This is a genomic window from Photorhabdus sp. RM96S (assembly GCF_042879335.1).
In the GTDB taxonomy this organism is placed as follows: Bacteria; Pseudomonadota; Gammaproteobacteria; order Enterobacterales; family Enterobacteriaceae; genus Photorhabdus; species Photorhabdus kayaii.
This window is the reverse complement of sequence record NZ_JBHFKT010000011.1, coordinates 63,673-80,736: the sequence shown is the minus strand read 5'-3', so window position 1 is coordinate 80,736 and position 17,064 is coordinate 63,673. Positions and strand designations below refer to the sequence as shown.

17 protein-coding genes are annotated in these 17,064 nt (G+C 42.8%); 4 read left to right on the top strand and 13 right to left on the bottom strand.

Going from position 1 to position 17,064, the window contains the following annotated elements; genetic code table 11:
- Positions 1-9: 9 nt before the first annotated feature.
- From ACGF49_RS09000 to phoA, 4 genes are all read left to right on the top strand, one after another.
- A complete protein-coding gene (locus tag ACGF49_RS09000) occupies positions 10-303 on the top strand; it encodes a contact-dependent growth inhibition system immunity protein (protein WP_113042099.1) in 294 nt (97 codons plus the stop codon).
- Positions 304-429: 126 nt separating this feature from the next.
- Complete coding sequence (locus ACGF49_RS08995; RefSeq protein WP_158536543.1) at positions 430-600, top strand: contact-dependent growth inhibition system immunity protein; 171 nt, start codon at positions 430-432, stop codon at positions 598-600.
- A 77-nt stretch (positions 601-677) separates the two neighbouring features.
- Positions 678-992, top strand: coding sequence for a hypothetical protein (locus ACGF49_RS08990; RefSeq protein WP_349010650.1), 315 nt, complete (start codon positions 678-680; stop codon positions 990-992).
- 862 nt (positions 993-1,854) lie between these two features.
- On the top strand, positions 1,855-3,288 hold the full coding sequence (phoA, locus tag ACGF49_RS08985) for an alkaline phosphatase (RefSeq protein ID WP_113042097.1): 1,434 nt from the start codon (positions 1,855-1,857) through the stop codon (positions 3,286-3,288).
- Between the two features lie 69 nt (positions 3,289-3,357).
- On the opposite strand, the gene ACGF49_RS08980 is transcribed toward phoA, so the two are convergent.
- The 13 genes from ACGF49_RS08980 to ACGF49_RS08920 form a co-directional block, all read right to left on the bottom strand.
- Positions 3,358-4,146, bottom strand: coding sequence for an ABC transporter permease (locus ACGF49_RS08980; RefSeq protein WP_158536542.1), 789 nt, complete (start codon positions 4,144-4,146; stop codon positions 3,358-3,360).
- Complete coding sequence (locus tag ACGF49_RS08975; protein WP_271866898.1) at positions 4,146-4,919, bottom strand: ABC-2 family transporter protein; 774 nt, start codon at positions 4,917-4,919, stop codon at positions 4,146-4,148. The genes ACGF49_RS08980 and ACGF49_RS08975 overlap by 1 nt, the downstream gene beginning before the upstream one ends.
- A gap of 12 nt (positions 4,920-4,931) precedes the next feature.
- Positions 4,932-5,936, bottom strand: coding sequence for an ATP-binding cassette domain-containing protein (locus ACGF49_RS08970; RefSeq protein WP_113042095.1), 1,005 nt, complete (start codon positions 5,934-5,936; stop codon positions 4,932-4,934).
- A 2-nt stretch (positions 5,937-5,938) separates the two neighbouring features.
- Complete coding sequence (locus tag ACGF49_RS08965; RefSeq protein WP_158536541.1) at positions 5,939-7,486, bottom strand: GMC oxidoreductase; 1,548 nt, start codon at positions 7,484-7,486, stop codon at positions 5,939-5,941.
- A 70-nt stretch (positions 7,487-7,556) separates the two neighbouring features.
- Positions 7,557-8,579 (bottom strand): hypothetical protein, encoded by a 1,023-nt coding sequence (locus tag ACGF49_RS08960; RefSeq protein WP_113042093.1) that lies wholly within the window; start codon positions 8,577-8,579, stop codon positions 7,557-7,559.
- On the bottom strand, positions 8,569-9,276 hold the full coding sequence (locus ACGF49_RS08955) for a radical SAM/SPASM domain-containing protein (protein ID WP_113042092.1): 708 nt from the start codon (positions 9,274-9,276) through the stop codon (positions 8,569-8,571). The genes ACGF49_RS08960 and ACGF49_RS08955 overlap by 11 nt, the downstream gene beginning before the upstream one ends.
- A gap of 36 nt (positions 9,277-9,312) precedes the next feature.
- Positions 9,313-10,542, bottom strand: a complete 1,230-nt coding sequence (locus tag ACGF49_RS08950) for a glycosyltransferase (protein ID WP_113042091.1) — start codon at positions 10,540-10,542, stop codon at positions 9,313-9,315.
- A gap of 16 nt (positions 10,543-10,558) precedes the next feature.
- A complete protein-coding gene (locus ACGF49_RS08945) occupies positions 10,559-11,470 on the bottom strand; it encodes a radical SAM protein (protein ID WP_113042090.1) in 912 nt (303 codons plus the stop codon).
- Positions 11,471-11,628: 158 nt separating this feature from the next.
- Positions 11,629-12,861: a 2-deoxy-scyllo-inosose synthase gene (locus tag ACGF49_RS08940; protein ID WP_113042089.1), complete on the bottom strand. Its 1,233-nt coding sequence runs from the start codon at positions 12,859-12,861 to the stop codon at positions 11,629-11,631.
- A gap of 14 nt (positions 12,862-12,875) precedes the next feature.
- Positions 12,876-13,151 carry a DUF6137 domain-containing protein gene (locus ACGF49_RS08935; RefSeq protein ID WP_113042088.1) on the bottom strand — a complete coding sequence of 92 codons (276 nt, stop codon included), beginning with the start codon at positions 13,149-13,151 and terminating at the stop codon, positions 12,876-12,878.
- Positions 13,136-13,909, bottom strand: coding sequence for a PIG-L deacetylase family protein (locus tag ACGF49_RS08930; RefSeq protein ID WP_113042087.1), 774 nt, complete (start codon positions 13,907-13,909; stop codon positions 13,136-13,138). Before ACGF49_RS08930 ends, ACGF49_RS08935 begins: the two co-directional genes overlap by 16 nt.
- Positions 13,906-15,156: an aminotransferase class III-fold pyridoxal phosphate-dependent enzyme gene (locus ACGF49_RS08925; RefSeq protein WP_113042086.1), complete on the bottom strand. Its 1,251-nt coding sequence runs from the start codon at positions 15,154-15,156 to the stop codon at positions 13,906-13,908. The genes ACGF49_RS08930 and ACGF49_RS08925 overlap by 4 nt, the downstream gene beginning before the upstream one ends.
- Entirely contained in the window at positions 15,149-17,062 is a 1,914-nt protein-coding gene (locus ACGF49_RS08920) for a hypothetical protein (RefSeq protein WP_228901769.1), read from the bottom strand. The genes ACGF49_RS08925 and ACGF49_RS08920 overlap by 8 nt, the downstream gene beginning before the upstream one ends.
- Positions 17,063-17,064: the final 2 nt, after the last annotated feature.

The following is a 17,064-nucleotide window of genomic DNA, read 5'->3' as shown; positions in this document are numbered from 1 at the left end:
GAAATAAAAATGGAACTAAATCGTTTAATGTTTGCTTATTTCAATCAAGACTATGACATAATATCTGGCCCTGAGCTTGATGATGTCATAAATGACTACCTTGATACCACGAATGAAGCAATGAAGAAAGAATTAATAGAGGAAATAGAGTCTCTTATCCATAATTCAGAAAATATAGAGAAAGACTTTCAAACTCTCTATTCTAGTTCTAGCTTTTGCCCTAAATTATGGGATACCACAGCATTTGAATTTCTAAAATATGTATCAAAAAGAACAAAAAATTATCTGGATAAAGGCAAGTAACTAAAAATTTTTTCACATAACAACAAACAAGGAAGTTTAATCAATAAGAATAGTTTATATATTTCAAGTAATTCTATTGATTTCGATTACTAGGAGATCGCAATAATATGAAAGGCCACAATTAAAATGACCGGACAATATCCATTTCTAGATATTTTAATGCATGCTTACTTTAATCAGGACTTCGATATAATATCAGGTCCCGAGCTTGATGATGTTATCAATGATTTTCTTCATGTCGCAACTCTGGGAATGATAAAAGGGTATATACCCGTCATCTTCATGTGTCCAAATTAGCACAAGAATATTTGGATAAAAAAGATGACTAATCATAGTAATTTTTAATGTGACAGTAAATAAAGAGGTTAAATATAATGGACATGAGAGAAAAATGGCTGTACATAGATAAGATGAAAAATGCTGTTGAGAAGAATGATTATGAATCATTTCAAAGAATATTAAATGAGCTGCAAGGAAATTATCTTAATATTGCACCACTAATGTTATTAAAAAATATTAATAATCTTATCCTTGGTGCTAACAATATAAAAGGATTTTTTAGAACTCATTATTATGGCTCAGCTAATCCACAGTTATGGGACACTATTTCCGCCGTATTAGAACATCTGAATGAGTCATCTAAAATAATGCAAAATTATATGAATAAACACCATGAAAAGGATAAATAAATCAACCTTGAATCCATAAAATATTCAAATAAAAAACGCTTTTGAAGGTGATTAATTATATATTACACTTCAAAGGCGTCATTCAATGATAACCGATGCAATGACCCTGTAAATAAATTTATACTCATTTAAATAATTCATTGGTATATTTGCCATTCCGAATCTTTCAGTAGGAAATTATTCCATCGGTTTACGACAAATTTATCTCTCAGTTAGAGACTTTATTGAAGTCTGCTCCTTTTGGAAATTATTGTCTGATTAGTCCATTATATCCTTATTTTCCCATCTTTCCCTGAGAGCATAAAGATCCACAAAGCGGATATTTATTTCTAATTTTTTACGATAATTCAATGAATCGCAAATTCTAAATCATTATCAAACGTTATTGTTTTACCCCTTGATTTTAATGGGTATAACGCCTTGACTGTGACTTCCGCTACCTATTTTTCGCTCAATTTAATGATTATTGTATATAGCGTTTTGCGTCCAACCCATGTCAATATTACGTTCTTTTGACGTTACTCAAGCCTAATTGTTACATAATAGGTTAAAAAACAGATAATAAGAGCCATAACTTCTGATAAATCCAACGAAAAAACATGCTCAGATGAGCAAAGTAAATTTTCCTCTTCAAAGCAGTTTACACATAACAGATAAAAGAGATTGAAAAACCCACATGATAGATGTAGTTCTCAGTGATACGGAATATCTACAAATGTAGCAAAACCAAAGTCATGATATAATAAAATTAAAATCAGTTATTTAAATTTTTCAGCTTTATTTTCATTTATCTAAGGGGAGCTTGGTAAATTCTTCACTATCAAACCCTCAAATAAAATTAAATTTTCATAGGAAAAATAAGATGACTAAAAAATTTAAGAAATTAATTATGTTTCTTGTAACATTATTAACACTAGGAACATGTTTACCTACATTGGCCATCAATAGTAAAGAACAACCCCCGTCTGAATATCGTATATCAAAAGGTGACATAACAAAATTTGGTGGAGCACGCAGAGTTACACAAGAACAAACCGCAGCGCTTAGAGATTCATTAGATAATAAGAAAGTCAAGAACGTTATCTTGTTTATTGGTGATGGTATGGGAGATTCTGAAATTACATTAGCTCGTAACTACGCAGAAGGGGCAGGAGGATTTTTCAAGGGAATTGATGCAATGCCATTAGTTGGACAATATACACATTACTCATTAAATAAAGATACCAAGAAACCCAATTATGTTTCGGATTCAGCATCTTCAGCCACTGCTTGGGCTACTGGAGTAAAAACTTACAACGGGGCATTATCCATTGATGTTTTTAACAAACCCCATCAGACCTTATTGGAGCTAGCAAAAAAGAACAAAAAAGCAACCGGTAATGTCACTACGGCTGAAGTTCAGGATGCAACATCCGCAGCACTGTATGCGCATGTCACGCAGCGTGAATGCTATGGCCCAACAGAAACGTCGGAAATGTGCCCCACTGATGCCCTCGAAAAAAGGGGGAAAGGTTCTATCACGGAACAACTTCTGACGGCACGTGCAGATGTCACGTTAGGGGGAGGAATCGATATCTTTTCCCAGCAATCAGTGGCCGGTGTCAATACAGGAAAAACGCTAAAACAGCAGGCGCTGGAGCAAGGGTATCAATGGGTAACAGATATAACATCATTGAACGCAGTGAAAGAAGCGAATCAAAGAAAACCGCTATTGGGATTATTTAATGAAGAAGTTTTACACGGAATGTGGGAGGGGCCGAAAGCGATTTATCATGGAAATCTTAACGAAGCCCCGGTGAAATGCAAACTGAACACCAAACGGAGTTCGCAGCAGCCGACATTAGTACAGATGACCGAAAAAGCTATTGATCTACTGAAAGTCAATAAAAATGGCTTCTTCCTGCAAGTGGAAAGTGCGTTGACTGATGATTATGAGCACTCCGCCAATCCTTGCGCACAAATCGGTGAAGTCGTTGCTTTAGATGAAGCAGTACAAGCCGGTTTGAGATTCGCTAAACAACATGGGGATACACTAGTAATTGTTACTGCGGATCATGGACATTCCAGTCAGATTATTGAACCTGATGTTAAAGCCCCCGGTTTGACCCGCTCACTGATTACCAAAGACAGGGCCGTTATCACGGTCAGTTATGGTAATTCAGAAACAACTTCTCAGAAACATACTGGTACACAATTACGTGTAGCAGCTTATGGTCCACACGCTGCAAATATTGCTGGATTAACCGACCAGACGGATCTATTTTTTACCATACGGGATGCGATGGGGTTGAAATAATATAGATAAAACAGCCTGTTACATGATCAAACTCGCACAGCATAACGTTGCGCGAGTGATCTTATTTATTCAGCTAGAAGCCGAACGATATCCACGCAATGCACGCTTCCAAACTAATCGTGCCACAATAAAGAAAAAGATGGCTATTCCCAGCGATCCCATTGCCAAAGGCAAGTTCAACATCCCTAACAATGCCATAACTGGGGAACTGGTCATGACACCAATGGGGATCAGAAAACTAAAGATTAACCGCCAGGGCATACCAAATAGATGAATAGGCCAACGAGCAAAACCCAATAACGAAGAAAGAACATTGGTCAAATTTTGCACTCTAACTAATGCAAAAGAGGCCGCAATAGCAAGAACAAACAACGCGTAAGCCGTGGCAAGCCCACCAAGCGATAAGATGACTGTCATCATGATATCCATGAACGAAGGTTGAGTATCAAGCTGTATAAAAGCGTAAATAGCCAAGCCAAGTCCGAAGAAAAAATCAATACTTTTCCATAACCTAATATCGACAAGTGAACAGAGAAAAAGTGAATCGACGGGCCGCATTAAAATATAATCAAATAAACCCGTTCGAATACCTGAAACAGCAGCAGCAAGGCTGGGAGCAATCAAGCCTTCAACAACAGCATATAACATCATATACCAGCCCATTAATACCAGCATTTGCTCGAATGACCAGCCTGCAACGGTACCACGTTCATTAAACAAAATGAAAAGCGGTAACAGTTGTAGTATCGCCATGATGAGTGAAAGCAAACCATCTATCATGAAGTCCCAACGGTATTGTATCGAGCGTTTTATACTCAAGATAAACGCCATACGAATGACTACAAGAGAATGCATCATTATCCAAACGCCAAGTAACGGCGGACACCTCGCCGCCAGACAAAAAATGCGGCAGCAAACAGCAAAGCCACCAGTGCGAACTGACAGGCTACCCATTGAGCAGCGACAAACAGGGAATGTTTTCCAATTAATATTTCTACTGGCAGTGAAATCACAAACCGGAATGGCAGCCAATTTGCTATCTGACCTGCCCACTCTGGTAATAAGGCCAACGGAAACATATATCCTGATAGTACACTACTGGCCGCAACATATATTTTATGTACAACTAATGAACGCTCGATCCAGAAGCTCAAACTCCCGATCAGCAAGTGGATACTTTGATTAATAAGGAAGGCACCTGATAACGCCAGTGCCAGCAAACCTAATTGCGGTAAATTTAGCGGTTGGCTCTGTAAGCTCATTATCAGTGCCAATATAAAAATAGGTAAAGCAACAATTAGGCTTAATCCCAGTTCGGCAATAGTAATTGCCAAGTAGTTGATAAAAGGATGAATGGGGCGCATCAACCAAACAGAAAGTTCACCAAGGCGGATATTTTCGTTAATGTCCCAGACGTTGTTACAGCTGGTTAATATAGTGGTCACGAGAACGGCAACATAGTAAAGATTAAAATCCTCTGCGGTATAACCTTGAAAAGAGCCATCTTGAGTTACCGAACGCCAAAAAACCAGCATGATTAATGGCATACTGAGTGTGACGAGCCAGAGCAGAAATTCGGCTCGAAATGAGAATGTTTCAAATAATCGGACTTTTATAAGAGCGAAAAGCATGTCGGTTCGCCTCTATTCAGGAATTTGTTTTTGTTCGGTTTTATTCTGGTTGGGATGACCAAAAATCTGGCGCAGTATTTCTTCCAATGGAAGATCTTCTATGGTGAGGTCAACTGCCAATTGTTGTTCAACCAGAAAATGTACGAGTCTAGGGACATGATCGCGGTGAACTCGAATTTGAGAACGTTCTTCAGTTTGTGAAATGAGCGAGCCAAAGCGTGAAAAATCGGGAATATTGATCTGGCGATTCATTGAGAACGAGACGATTTTTTCAGGATTTTGTTTCGCCGTGAAGGTTCGCAGATCGCCGTCATAGAAAATCGTGCCACGATCAACAATGATAATGCGTTGACACAATACCCGCACATCTTCCATATAGTGTGACGTCAACAGAATAGTAGCATTGTGGCGGCGATTATATTCAGCAACAAAATCACGCAGAGCAGCTTGCATGGCGACATCAAGACCAATCGTCGGCTCATCAAGAAAGAGAACCTTGGGTTGATGGATCAACGAGGCAACCACTTCACACCGCATACGTTCCCCTAATGAGAGCTGGCGAGTGGGTTTGGTCATGATGGTGTTCAGTTGCAGTAAGTCGCCCAACTCTTTCAGAGTCTGTTTATGTACGGCCACGGGAATCTCGAACAGGACCCGTATCATTTCAAATGTATCAATAGGAGGCAAATCCCAGATCAATTGCCCCTTATTACCCATTACAAGACCAACACTGTGTAAAAAAGTTTTTTCGCGCAAATAGGGAGTATGTCCTTCGACGGTGATTCGGCCACTGCTGGGATGTAATAACCCACTGAGTAACTTGACCAATGTGGTTTTGCCGGCACCATTGGGGCCGAGTATCCCTACCCTTTCACCATTTTCTATCTGGAAGCTGACATTTTTTAGTGCGACGACGGTTTCATATTTCCTTTTCCAGAGTGAATTGAGCGCGGAACGGAAACTTTCGTTACGTTGATGCACCTGATAAATTCTGGAAACTTCTTCTGCTCGGATCATGCTCAGTCAACTCCAACAACATGTTGTGCTACACGTAATGCATTTGCCTGAATGGTGAGTGTGGGATTGAGCCCACCGGGGAAAGGCATAAAGCTGCCATCTACAATATAAAGGTTTTCGAGTTCGTGAACCCGGCAGTTAGGATCTAAAACAGAACGTGCCGGATCTGTACCGCTGCGGCATGTGCCATGCAGGTGAGTACTCCCTTCTTCAGAACGTGTACGCTTAGAATGAATTTGTGTGGCACCTGCGGCGTGAAGAATATCGACAGCGCGTTCAGCCATATAGGACAGACGAGCCAAATCATGAGAGGCTGTTTGATAGTCGATCATGATTTTAGGTATCCCCCAAACATCACAACGGGAAGAGAGTTTCACCCGGTTTTCATAGGCAGGGGTATCTGCAATGATGGTTTCTAATTCTAAGGGTAGTAGTTCGGGGAACTCGTCGGGGACAGGGATGGTACGAGCTTCGTAAATTAATCCTCCCATTCCACCAGGGCAACGAGCATCAAGATAGTGGTCCAAAATCGCCAACGTAGAGAAAGGGCCACGAAGCCCAACAGCATGATTACGCATGGCATCAGTTACTGGCACTACACCACGTATACGCTGGCTGAGTTTCATACATAGCCCACGACCAACGAGATCATGCCGATTACCAATACCATTGGGCGCAAAAGGGGTGACTGATCGCAATAAAAGTGCCGCACTCTGTATTGCGTTACAGGCAACGAAGAAATACCGTGCTTTCACATGACGAATACTGCCATCTTCCAGATCCAGACAACGCAGCGTACTGATTTGCCCTGAGCGTTCTTGTTCCAGCGCCACGCCCCGGATACCTGAAAGGAGGGTAAAATTGCAGTGGTTGACCAAACGCTTAATATAGATATTCAGGACATCACTTTTAGCACCGCTGGGGCATTGGAAATCAATACAGTGTTTTTCCTGTGTGCAGAGTTTAGGATCAATCGCCATCGGCGTTGTGAACGGATGATAACCGAGCTGTTTTGCCGCCGCTGCCATGATATCCGCAGGCAGTGACCTTGGGAGGGCATTGCCTCCCTCTTTTGCGGATGCTGTGTGTGGCCCACCACTGACACGCAACTGTTCTTCAACAATGGCATAGTATTTTTCTAAATCAGTCAGATGAATTGGCCAAGCAATATCAAGCCCAATACCTGATAACCAGGAGCGAGCATCAAAATCGCAATCCTGATAACGGAAAGATGCACCTCCATAAAAGAGCGTCCCCCCACCTACATTTCTCGTACTCCAGGACCATCCTCGCTCTTCCCAGCCATTTTCCCCTTTAATCTCTGCCATGGGAGAAGAACTATCTACCTCTTCTTGTGTTACTTTAGGCGTAAGTAGGTTTCCTTCTTCAACCATAATGACCGACCAACCACATGCTTGCAGTGCATTCGCAACTACCGCACCACTAGCACCACTACCTATCACACAAGCGTCGGCAACTAACTCTGCAGGTGCCTGTTTTAATCCATGAAAATGGCGTGCACCTAGCTGTAATTTTTCTTGAATTGACATCTTATGATTTTCTCCAGGGTCCATTATCACCACTTCTTTTCATCACTAAAAAGGTCTAAGGAGGTTGTTTTCATCGGTGGCGCACTGCCATGTGGTGTAACAATTGGCTATAAACGGCTCCCACGTCATTCCATGACCAATGAGATCGGGGAACTGGAGTCAGCCCCGCAATACCCTCTTCTTTCAACCAATCAAGTAAAGCCTTGTTATCTTCCACAAGATGAGCGGCAAAACGGCGTGTAGCACCCGAATGGGCATAAGCCACAACCGGTATACCCAGTTGTACGGCTTCGGCGGACAGAAAGTTAAATGTCTCGTGATAATCACTTAATACTAGTGCAGCACTGGCTCCGCCAAAAATCATCTCGTGATCGTGTTCCAGATCGTAATAATCGAAAACCTTATGTCGTTCACCCAAATTTAAGCCATTAAAATAGTGCCTGGCTTCTTTGCCCCGTTTCGACCAGTTATTAAAGAGGATATGCAGATGCAATCCCTTCTCCAGACAAACCTCGACAACCGGAGAGAGCTTCTCAAGCGCCACCTTACCCGCTAATAAGACCACCGGACCGTTGGGGGAATGGTAATCACGGGCGGGGATATGATCCGCCGCCCAAGGAATGTAATGTCGTTTGGGAAAACAATATGTCCATGGTGCCTCATAAAAAAAGATATCGGCGGCATAGGCGTCTGGCGCAGCGGCAATGGCGACGCAATCAGCGGCATTTGCTCCGGGCTGATGGGCATGGCAGGCAGATAAATTGGCATGGGAGTCGGTGAGCAACGAGACATCATGCCAGACCCGGATAGTACGCTGTCTCAGCGATTCTGGCGCTTGTTGGCCGACGCGAAATAACTCACTTTCCATTAAAGGAATGATAGCCGTGATATTTTGGGACGAGACTTGCTCTGCTAAGTTATCAAAGGTTGGGTATTCTTGAGCAGAATACCAAATGACCTCAACGTCACAGCAGGGCAGGATATGCGCAAGATTCCAATAGGCCGTTTCTATTCCCCCCCATCCCCGCCGATCAAAATTGTCTGGATACCGCTCTATCAATACCACATATTGTGACGTTTTTTTAAAGGACATAATCGAACGCCTCACTTTTTTGATGTGAACGATTATTGCAACGACGGCAAATATCCGTTGCATTTCGATTTCCACATGAGAGTGCTTTACGAGCCCGACGAAACTGAGGTGAATTCCAGATTCCCATGATAGGGGTGTCAAAGACGTTACCGAGAACCACTTCTTCTTTGTTATCCTCATAGCAAAGTACTACATTCCCTGTGATCGTGATAATCAACATGTCTGATGGCGCAAAACAGGGAAGATTCGAGACGATTTCTGGCCCAGCGATCACATTGCCCGCGCGATTGGTTAACTGTAACTGATCAGGAATAAGCCAGATAAGATCAGGTTTGGGCGCTCCAGGTTTGCTATCGTGCTGAGTGATAATAAACTGTTTAATGCCATTTTTATGTAACAGCTGATATTTCTCATCCGTCAGATAATCGCCATTGCTATACAATATTTGTCTGACTTCCGGCAGCCGTTCAGTGACCCAGGCAACAAATTGCGGTAATTTAGGATGCAGCAGCGGTTCATTATAAAAATGATAAGAAAGTCTCCCGGTAAAATTTGCCTCTTCCAATCTGTCGATAATACGCTCAAATTGCTCAGATTTCATTCTGTTAGGTGCATCGCGTGGCGCTATTACATTAGGGCAATACACACAACGTCGATTGCATCGTGAATTGATTTCAATCTCTACCATAGAAAACATATACGCTATCCTTATATGTTATTTGGTTGGATACTGTTATTTGATAACAGATTGCTCGACTAGCTCGTGATAGATACTCTTTAATCGAGGCAATACAGCGTCTGGTGCAAAGATTTCTATCGGATTTTTGTTGTTATCACTCTCTTCTACAATGGGAGCCTGTTGAGGCTGGGCTAGAGCACGATTAATGCAGTTAACCAATTGGTTCATGTCTCCAGCAGGAGCGAGCAGTTCAGGAGAAATTTTTCCCAGTATTTCGTTAATACCGCCAACGGCATAGGCAGCCACCGGCACCCCTACCGCAGTAGCTTCAATGGAAACACCACCAAACTCTTCGTGTTCTGACGGCATGACAATGACATGACAAGCCGCAATCGCGGTTGCCACCTGATCATTAGGGATAAATCCCGTGATAGTAAATTGGGACTCTAGCTGATGTTGAGCAATAGTCTCTTCAAGTCTATGCCGCTGCGGACCATCTCCCACGACTAAAAAATGCAGGTCAAGATGACGCAGACGATCAGCCACAGCAACAAAATGTGTCCAGCCTTTTTCTTTTGCTATACGCCCAATAAAGCCAATGTTTTTTGTTTTTAATCCATATTTCTGTCGAAAAGCCTGAATTGCTGATTCACCGGGATGCCGGAATTGTTTAGGATCGACAACATCAGGAATAATTTCCACACGACGAGCATATGGACGAATAACAGAGGCTGTACGTTCAGTCAGTGCGATGGTTGTTGCGGCAATGTTTACCGCCTTACGCTCCAGATAGCGAGCCAATTTATGTGTCATACGATCCCAAATTGACATCGGCTGATAAACTGACAGTCGTGAACAGTGGATAGTGAGTATCAATGGACAAGATAGCAACTTAGGAACCAGATAAGCGACTAACAGCGCAGGGATTTGCCCATCAAGATGGAGATGAATAAGATCAAAAGGTTCCTGTCGCATTTTTGGGCGAATAGCTAACAACGTTGCCAGTGCCCAGGATTGAGTTAATCCTTTTAATCCAGTCAACTCCGAACGTAATTCAGGTAACCGGAGATAAGTTCTTTCTACACAGAGATTGGTGTGTAAAGTACGTTGGTGTGGCAGACCAGGAAAACCGATAGTCATCACATGCTGTTGTACTCCTCGCTCTGCCAGCCACATAGCCTGCCGCCAGATCTGAATCTGCATTCCACCGACAGAGTCATATTCAGCAGGCCAACTCTTTACATCAGGGTGATGAAAAAAAGGCGTTAATCGCAATACACGCATATCTTGTCCTCTTTTCCTATTTATTAAGTGTCATACGATCACGCTGGTTGTTGAACTCCTGGTTAGAAAGACAAGTACCACAAGGAAAGTGGTCGTATTCCTGCTCTTCTTGCAATCCTTCAATTTCCAGATACTTGGGAACAGGAGAGTAAGAATCACACTTCACCATTGAGATATTTTCGCCATCAATGTAATAGTTGAAACCATTCTTAATCTGGTCACAGACGAAATCACCACGTCTCCCATGTTGGTAGATGTAATCCCAACGGTCGAAGAAAGCCTTACATTCCAAAAAAGAGGCTTTATGAAGCTGTTCATAATTCAAATGCACTGTCAGTGGCCGCCCTTTAGTTGCTAGCAGGGGTAAAAAATGCAGGCGACCAGTGAAACCACGAGCCTGCAAGGTATCGATAAAATCATTGATTTCTTCGACGGATTGGCCGTGGTAGACACATTGTAGTTCGGCAGAAAGGCTCACGGCATGGTCTAAAATGATATCTATCTGTTTTTGTCTTAAACCCCGTGCCTTATTCATTTGCTCAGTATGTCCATCAATAGAAATGACCCAGAGCAAACCAGGACGAAGACAGGCGGGAAGGCGTGTGCCATTGGTGAGTACTTCGATGGAATAATCTTTTTTCTGAACACATTCGGCCAAAAAATCGAGTATTTTTGGGTAAAGTGTAATTTCCCCATCGGCTTCAACCCGAAGGAAAACATCATGCGGATTAAAGCGCTCCAAAATGCGAGTTAATGAATTAATAATAGCTTCTGTGTTCACTCTAGCCCGCTTTATCTCACAATAACTGCAACGTAGATTACAGGATGTTTTTATCCCGATATTACGATAACGACGCACCCGGCGAGTCACGGGGGGCCAAGATGAAGGTGGTTGAATAGTATGAATGATATTGATTAAGTCTGACATAATACCCCCTAAGAACCTGATTACTGCGTATAGTTCGACATTTATAAGCACCTCTAGAAACTGAGAACCCTGATATTAGTACCAGTAGGTTTTAATTTCTTTGCTGCGCTACGTTGAACAATTGTCATGACAGGCTGTAATCAGATTCTGATTAAATTTTAGGTTGTTTGAAAAATATGCTGGCGCAACATTGATTCGACTAAATCAACAGGCACAAGCGTTAAGGGATACCCTTCACCACTCCAAAGGGGGGTTCCCAATTCATTTAACAGAATCATCGGAATTTCATTGGGCTTCGCGCGCAGATAACCACGTTTATTATCAGATTGCAGTATCTGCATAATGGCTTCCAGGGTTGTTCCTACAGGTGCCTTAATATCGACGCCGTTAAGGTGAATCAGGCGGTAGTGCATATCACGTGCTTGTGATGTCAATAAACCAAGGGTGTGAGAAACTTCAGCTGCGACTATCATGCCAAGCGCCACAGATTCACCATGAGTCAGTCTTCCATTACAGCTTAATTCGATAGCGTGCCCTACAGTGTGACCATATTCGAATACAAGGGCATGATGTCTCTCCCGCTTATCGTTAACCATGACTTTTTGTTTGGTGAGAGCCCCCGCCTGAACGATGCATGCAAGTGTTTGTTCGTCGTAATGCGCTTCTGCATTCAGTGTCCTAGTTAAAAATGGGATATTCTCAGTTTCCAATATCAGCACATTTTTAATGATTTCGCATAATCCAGATCGCAAGTGTTGGGACGGCAACGTCAGCAAGAAAGCAGTATCAGCAAAAACCGCTTCTGGCGTATGAAAACAACCCATCAGATTTTTGCCTTGTGGCATGTTCACCGCTTGTTTTAGAGAAATAACAGAATCGCTCATTGCAATCAGGCTAGTGGGGATATGCACGAAACGAATACCACGAAATAGTAGCGCGGCCAGCAGCCCTGCTATATTGCCGATAACCCCCCCTCCCATCGCGACAATAACACTTTTGCGATCAACATCCGTATTAAGCAATTGATTTGCCAGATAATCCAATGTATTGAGTGACTTATTTGCTTCTCCTTCTGGAATTGACCAGACCCAAACCGGCACCTTTGTTTTTAGAGTTAGCCGTTGTACGAAAGGAGCAGCATGAAGCTGGTTTACGGTATCGTCAGTAATGATATGCAGAGAAGACGCCGACATCTCAGCTAAATGCACCGAAATTTCCTCTGTGCAGTGGCTCCCTACCCAGAAAGGATAAGCAACATCTTCAAAATGCAACTCAATTTTATGCATAGAATACGCATTATCTTGAAGTAAACAGGATGACACATTGCTTTTTTCATGTAATTTATTGTTATTAAAAGGTATATCAATACCATTTTTTTCAGTATTTATCATTTTTTTACCTATGATTAAGGTGATAATGGCATTGGTTCATCAGATGATTGTGTATTAAGCTTCTTGTTTATTATTTCTGCGAGGTTATTAATTTCCATTGACAAATGTTCGTATTTCGACCAACCCAGAGTGCAATCAAGGAGTGCTTCCAGACGTACCATAAATTCAATGGCATCCCGTGCAGGGATCTCTAACCGTCCTCGCTTGATTAGTTCTTCTGCGTCATCTCCCGTTGTCTCACAGGCGATTTTGATAATTAATTGACGAATATAACCTACTGATATTGACATGATTTCTCCCAAAATCTTTCTGCATGGTAAACTGCTTGCCCGGTATGGAAACATGTTTGTGCCAGACGTTGTGCATGGACAATAATTGCATCAATCGTTTCCTGATCGGTTTGGCTGGCATAATTAGATAGTGCTGAGAATTTATCTGCTAATGTTTGATCAATACTGATGGCTTCTAGTATGCTGAATTTTCGCTCTGTCAACTGTTTTTCCAAAATATCCAGTGTAAATTCAGCTGCATAGGGCAGGTCTTCGTAAAAAGCAAGTTGCCATTGATGATTATGTAGTGAACAAATGGCATGATGGACAATCTGATGGTCGATATGATGACCAATGGCGGCTGGCGCAATCACAACATCAGGGTTGGACTCTCCCAAGACCTGCTGTAGCATCTCCAATACGATTGAAGTTCGTATGTCATTAGTAAGTTGTCCCTGAGTAAACTGCAATTGGCGCTCACTCCCATCGTCATAGCCGGACAGGCTGGAATCTGAGAGCCCAAGAGGGTATAACTTCATCTTAAAATTTTGACAAAAAGTCTGCTCTTCTTTTATGCGTATTTTACTGATAACGTCGGAACCCGCATCACGCAGGGATTTAGGGAGCGCCCATCGACTTTGGGTAAATACGGTCACAACCTCTAATGTGGATACAGCCGCCAGTTGTGAGACAAAACCACCTATCGAATAAGCAATATCATCGGGATGTGGAGCAATTAAGGTCAGACGTTTACCATACCAGTCTTTTATTCTGCTCATAAGGCATACCTTTGTAACCAATGGATAGCATCGGCAGCAGGCATAATATCACTGGCACCGTCGATCATATTGAATGCAGCTTCCATTTGTCGCTCGATAGAGACATGGATTTGGTGCTGCGTAGAGAAGTGTAGAGCAAGTTCTGAAAATACCTGTTTGAAGTGGATCTCCAATTTCGTTAAAACAGCTTCAGTTGCCAGCGAAACAGCTTGATTATCAAACTTATACAGTAACAGGCCGTGTTTACCGCAAGCAGTATAGAAAGCCTCATCCAATTCTGGCGTTGCACAGATAAATTGCAGTAATGGTCCATCCCCCATGACTTTTATTGGCAACTCTGCCTGCGCAATTAGTGTGCGTAATGTGTTTGCCAGCATTGACCCACACGAGACCAGACGTTTGTAGCCTTGTTCGTCATGCATATATTTCAATGTGGCTAAAGCAGCGACAATAGGCACTGTGTCAAAGTAAGCGGTATAGGTCATATGTTTAGTTTTTTGCATCATTTCAGTTGGCCCGACGAGGCAGGATAAGCGTTGCCCATTGCATAGTCCTTTGGCAAAGGTATAAAAATCAGCCTGTTCGCCAATAACCTGTTGTAACGCAGAACCAGTCACTGAACGATAGCCATTTTTGACTTCATCACTGCAAAATAGAACGCCATATTCACGGGCAAGATGGGCTATTTTTTTTAATGTTTCTGGTTTGAGATGTACATAGTCGGGAGAAATCATCACCATTGCGACTTCGCCATGATAGTTTTCTAACACATCAGCCAGTAACTCAGGGATGAAATAGAAATCGATAATGCTGCTTTCATTTGGCTGCAAAAAATGGGAAGGCGAAGCCCATAAATCCCCCCAACCGTGGTAACCTGCGCTGGCGATGATTTTTTTGCCTGTTATCTTCCGGGCACACTGGACAACAGCACGGCAGGCTTCAGTTCCTGAGCTGAAAAAAGCAACTTGCCCATTTGGGATACCACTATCAGCAACAATGATTTCTGCGAGAGCTTCAAAAGGCTCTGACCAGCAGGTGGAAGACCCCTGTTCATTATTTAAACTGGAGATTATTGCTTCTGTGACTACCGGATGATGGTGTCCCAACGTGATGCTACCTTTGCCATTCATCAGGTCAATATAGTCTTTTCCATCACTCAGTCTGACGATAGCACCACTTGCGGATAGAGCACGTAAGTTTGGTGCCGGTACGCCAATAGCAGAGGCGATTTTTTCAGGTTTACTCATAAACACTCCCCGATATTTCAGTCGGTTGCATATTCGCGATGCTTTCAATAATCAAGTTGTGGTACTGGATAAAAGTTTGGAATAACAAGGTGAGATCTTCACATAATCGCATCTTACCTATAGAGCTAAATTGACGTACTTCCCGGCGGAAACCGTCAAGTAGTAAAAGCAGCGCAACAGGTAAGGAAGTGAATATCACTGGTGAATTATCATTCTCTGTCTGGTTACTGTTGTACATCAGCTGTAATGTGGCGGGCGGCAGTTGATATACCAACAGAAAAACAGCTATCTCCAATTCTGGCCAGCTTATCCCTCCCCAGTTAGCCTCCTGATGAAAACGGTAGAGATGCCCATCCTTGCCAACTTGCCAGTGCCAATCACCAAAGGCATAGCTAAGGGAAGAGCGTATTGGTCGGGTACTTCCTGCAAAAGGAGGAATATTGAGTGAATCGAGCCAAATGGGTAAGTCAGGTACTTTGTGTTCACTCAATTTACTTTTACCCACTTTGTGTTGCAGGCGTTCCCATGCATTACGAATGGCTGCTCCTATTGGAATCTGAGGTAGCTGGCCGACAATATCTATTAATGGTGATTGGCTGACAGACTGAATAACAGCGTTGCACTGTGTAAGCCAAACCTGATGATTTTCATGAGGTGTTTCAGCCATAAGATCCCGTAATGGCCGCAATCCCGGAAGATGTTGAGCAATATGATAACCATCAAGAAACCACGCCTCAGGATGGGCAGTATTGGCTTGCTTCACCCGATTGAATTCCGTGAGTCCATAGGTGCTTTCCCCAATAAATCTCAGGTGCAACAATGGCGTTTCATGTTTATCCGTGACTAACAAGGGAGTTTTTTTGGGGTTAATCAACCTTCTTGCATATTTTTCCATTGCTGGCGAGTTCCAAGGCAACCAAGCCTCATCCAAGCCATATCTTTTTTCCATTGTTGGGCAATGGATAAAGATCTGTGTATCCGCGTTATTTATTATTGTCGAATTCAGTAAATCAGACGCTGGTATCGCAGAAGTCAATGTAGAAAGAAAATGGCGGTGATCATTTTTTAACAACAGTTGCCAGAGTGAACGCCGTTCACGTGTCATCAGTGGTGATCGCACAAATACGGTTGACCATGAAGCTGATGTTGTGATTTTTCTCACATGCCCAATGCTGGCAAACCAGATGTTTTCTGCTTTGAAGGCTAACCATTCCGCAAGTTTTTCAACGGTATTGCCTGTATCGGGTTGATCATCAACAATCACGACGTCTGGACGTTCAGATTGTGCGTCAAGAAGACGAAATAGAGTATCCAACTCTGAAGGATGGTACTGACAATAGGCGTTAATATGCCTTAAAGGGCGCAGTGTTAGCCATGCAGGGGGCACACCATTAATCTGAGTTAATCCTGCAACCCAACGTGGAATAAGAAAACTCCCACCACTGCGGAGACCGACAACCACGATGGAACGCCCGGAGGCAAACTGGCGGGCGAAACGGATTGCATCATCCACACAGACTTCGGTATCCCCTACATCATAGCCATAACACTCTGGCAAGGGGAGTGCCAAAATACGGGTCAGTAGATCCATCCAGGGAGAAAATTGACCTTGCAATACAATGCCTATTTGTTGAGAACACTCCGTTTCAGCCGTGATTTTATGACCACAAGCGATAGACAAAGCGGCCTGTTGCGCATGTGTAGCAGAACATTTGGCCTGACGGCGGACAGATAACGGCTGTTGACTGGCTTCAGCAAGAAGACTTAGGTCGCTCCATATTTGTCCCAGAGCGCAGGCTGATACATAACCATCACCGTTTTGAGCATATTCAGTGGCGAATAACTTCGCCACTAACTCTGAGGGAGTAATCTGTATTCTAGCAACCTTGCCTAGGTATTTAGTCATTC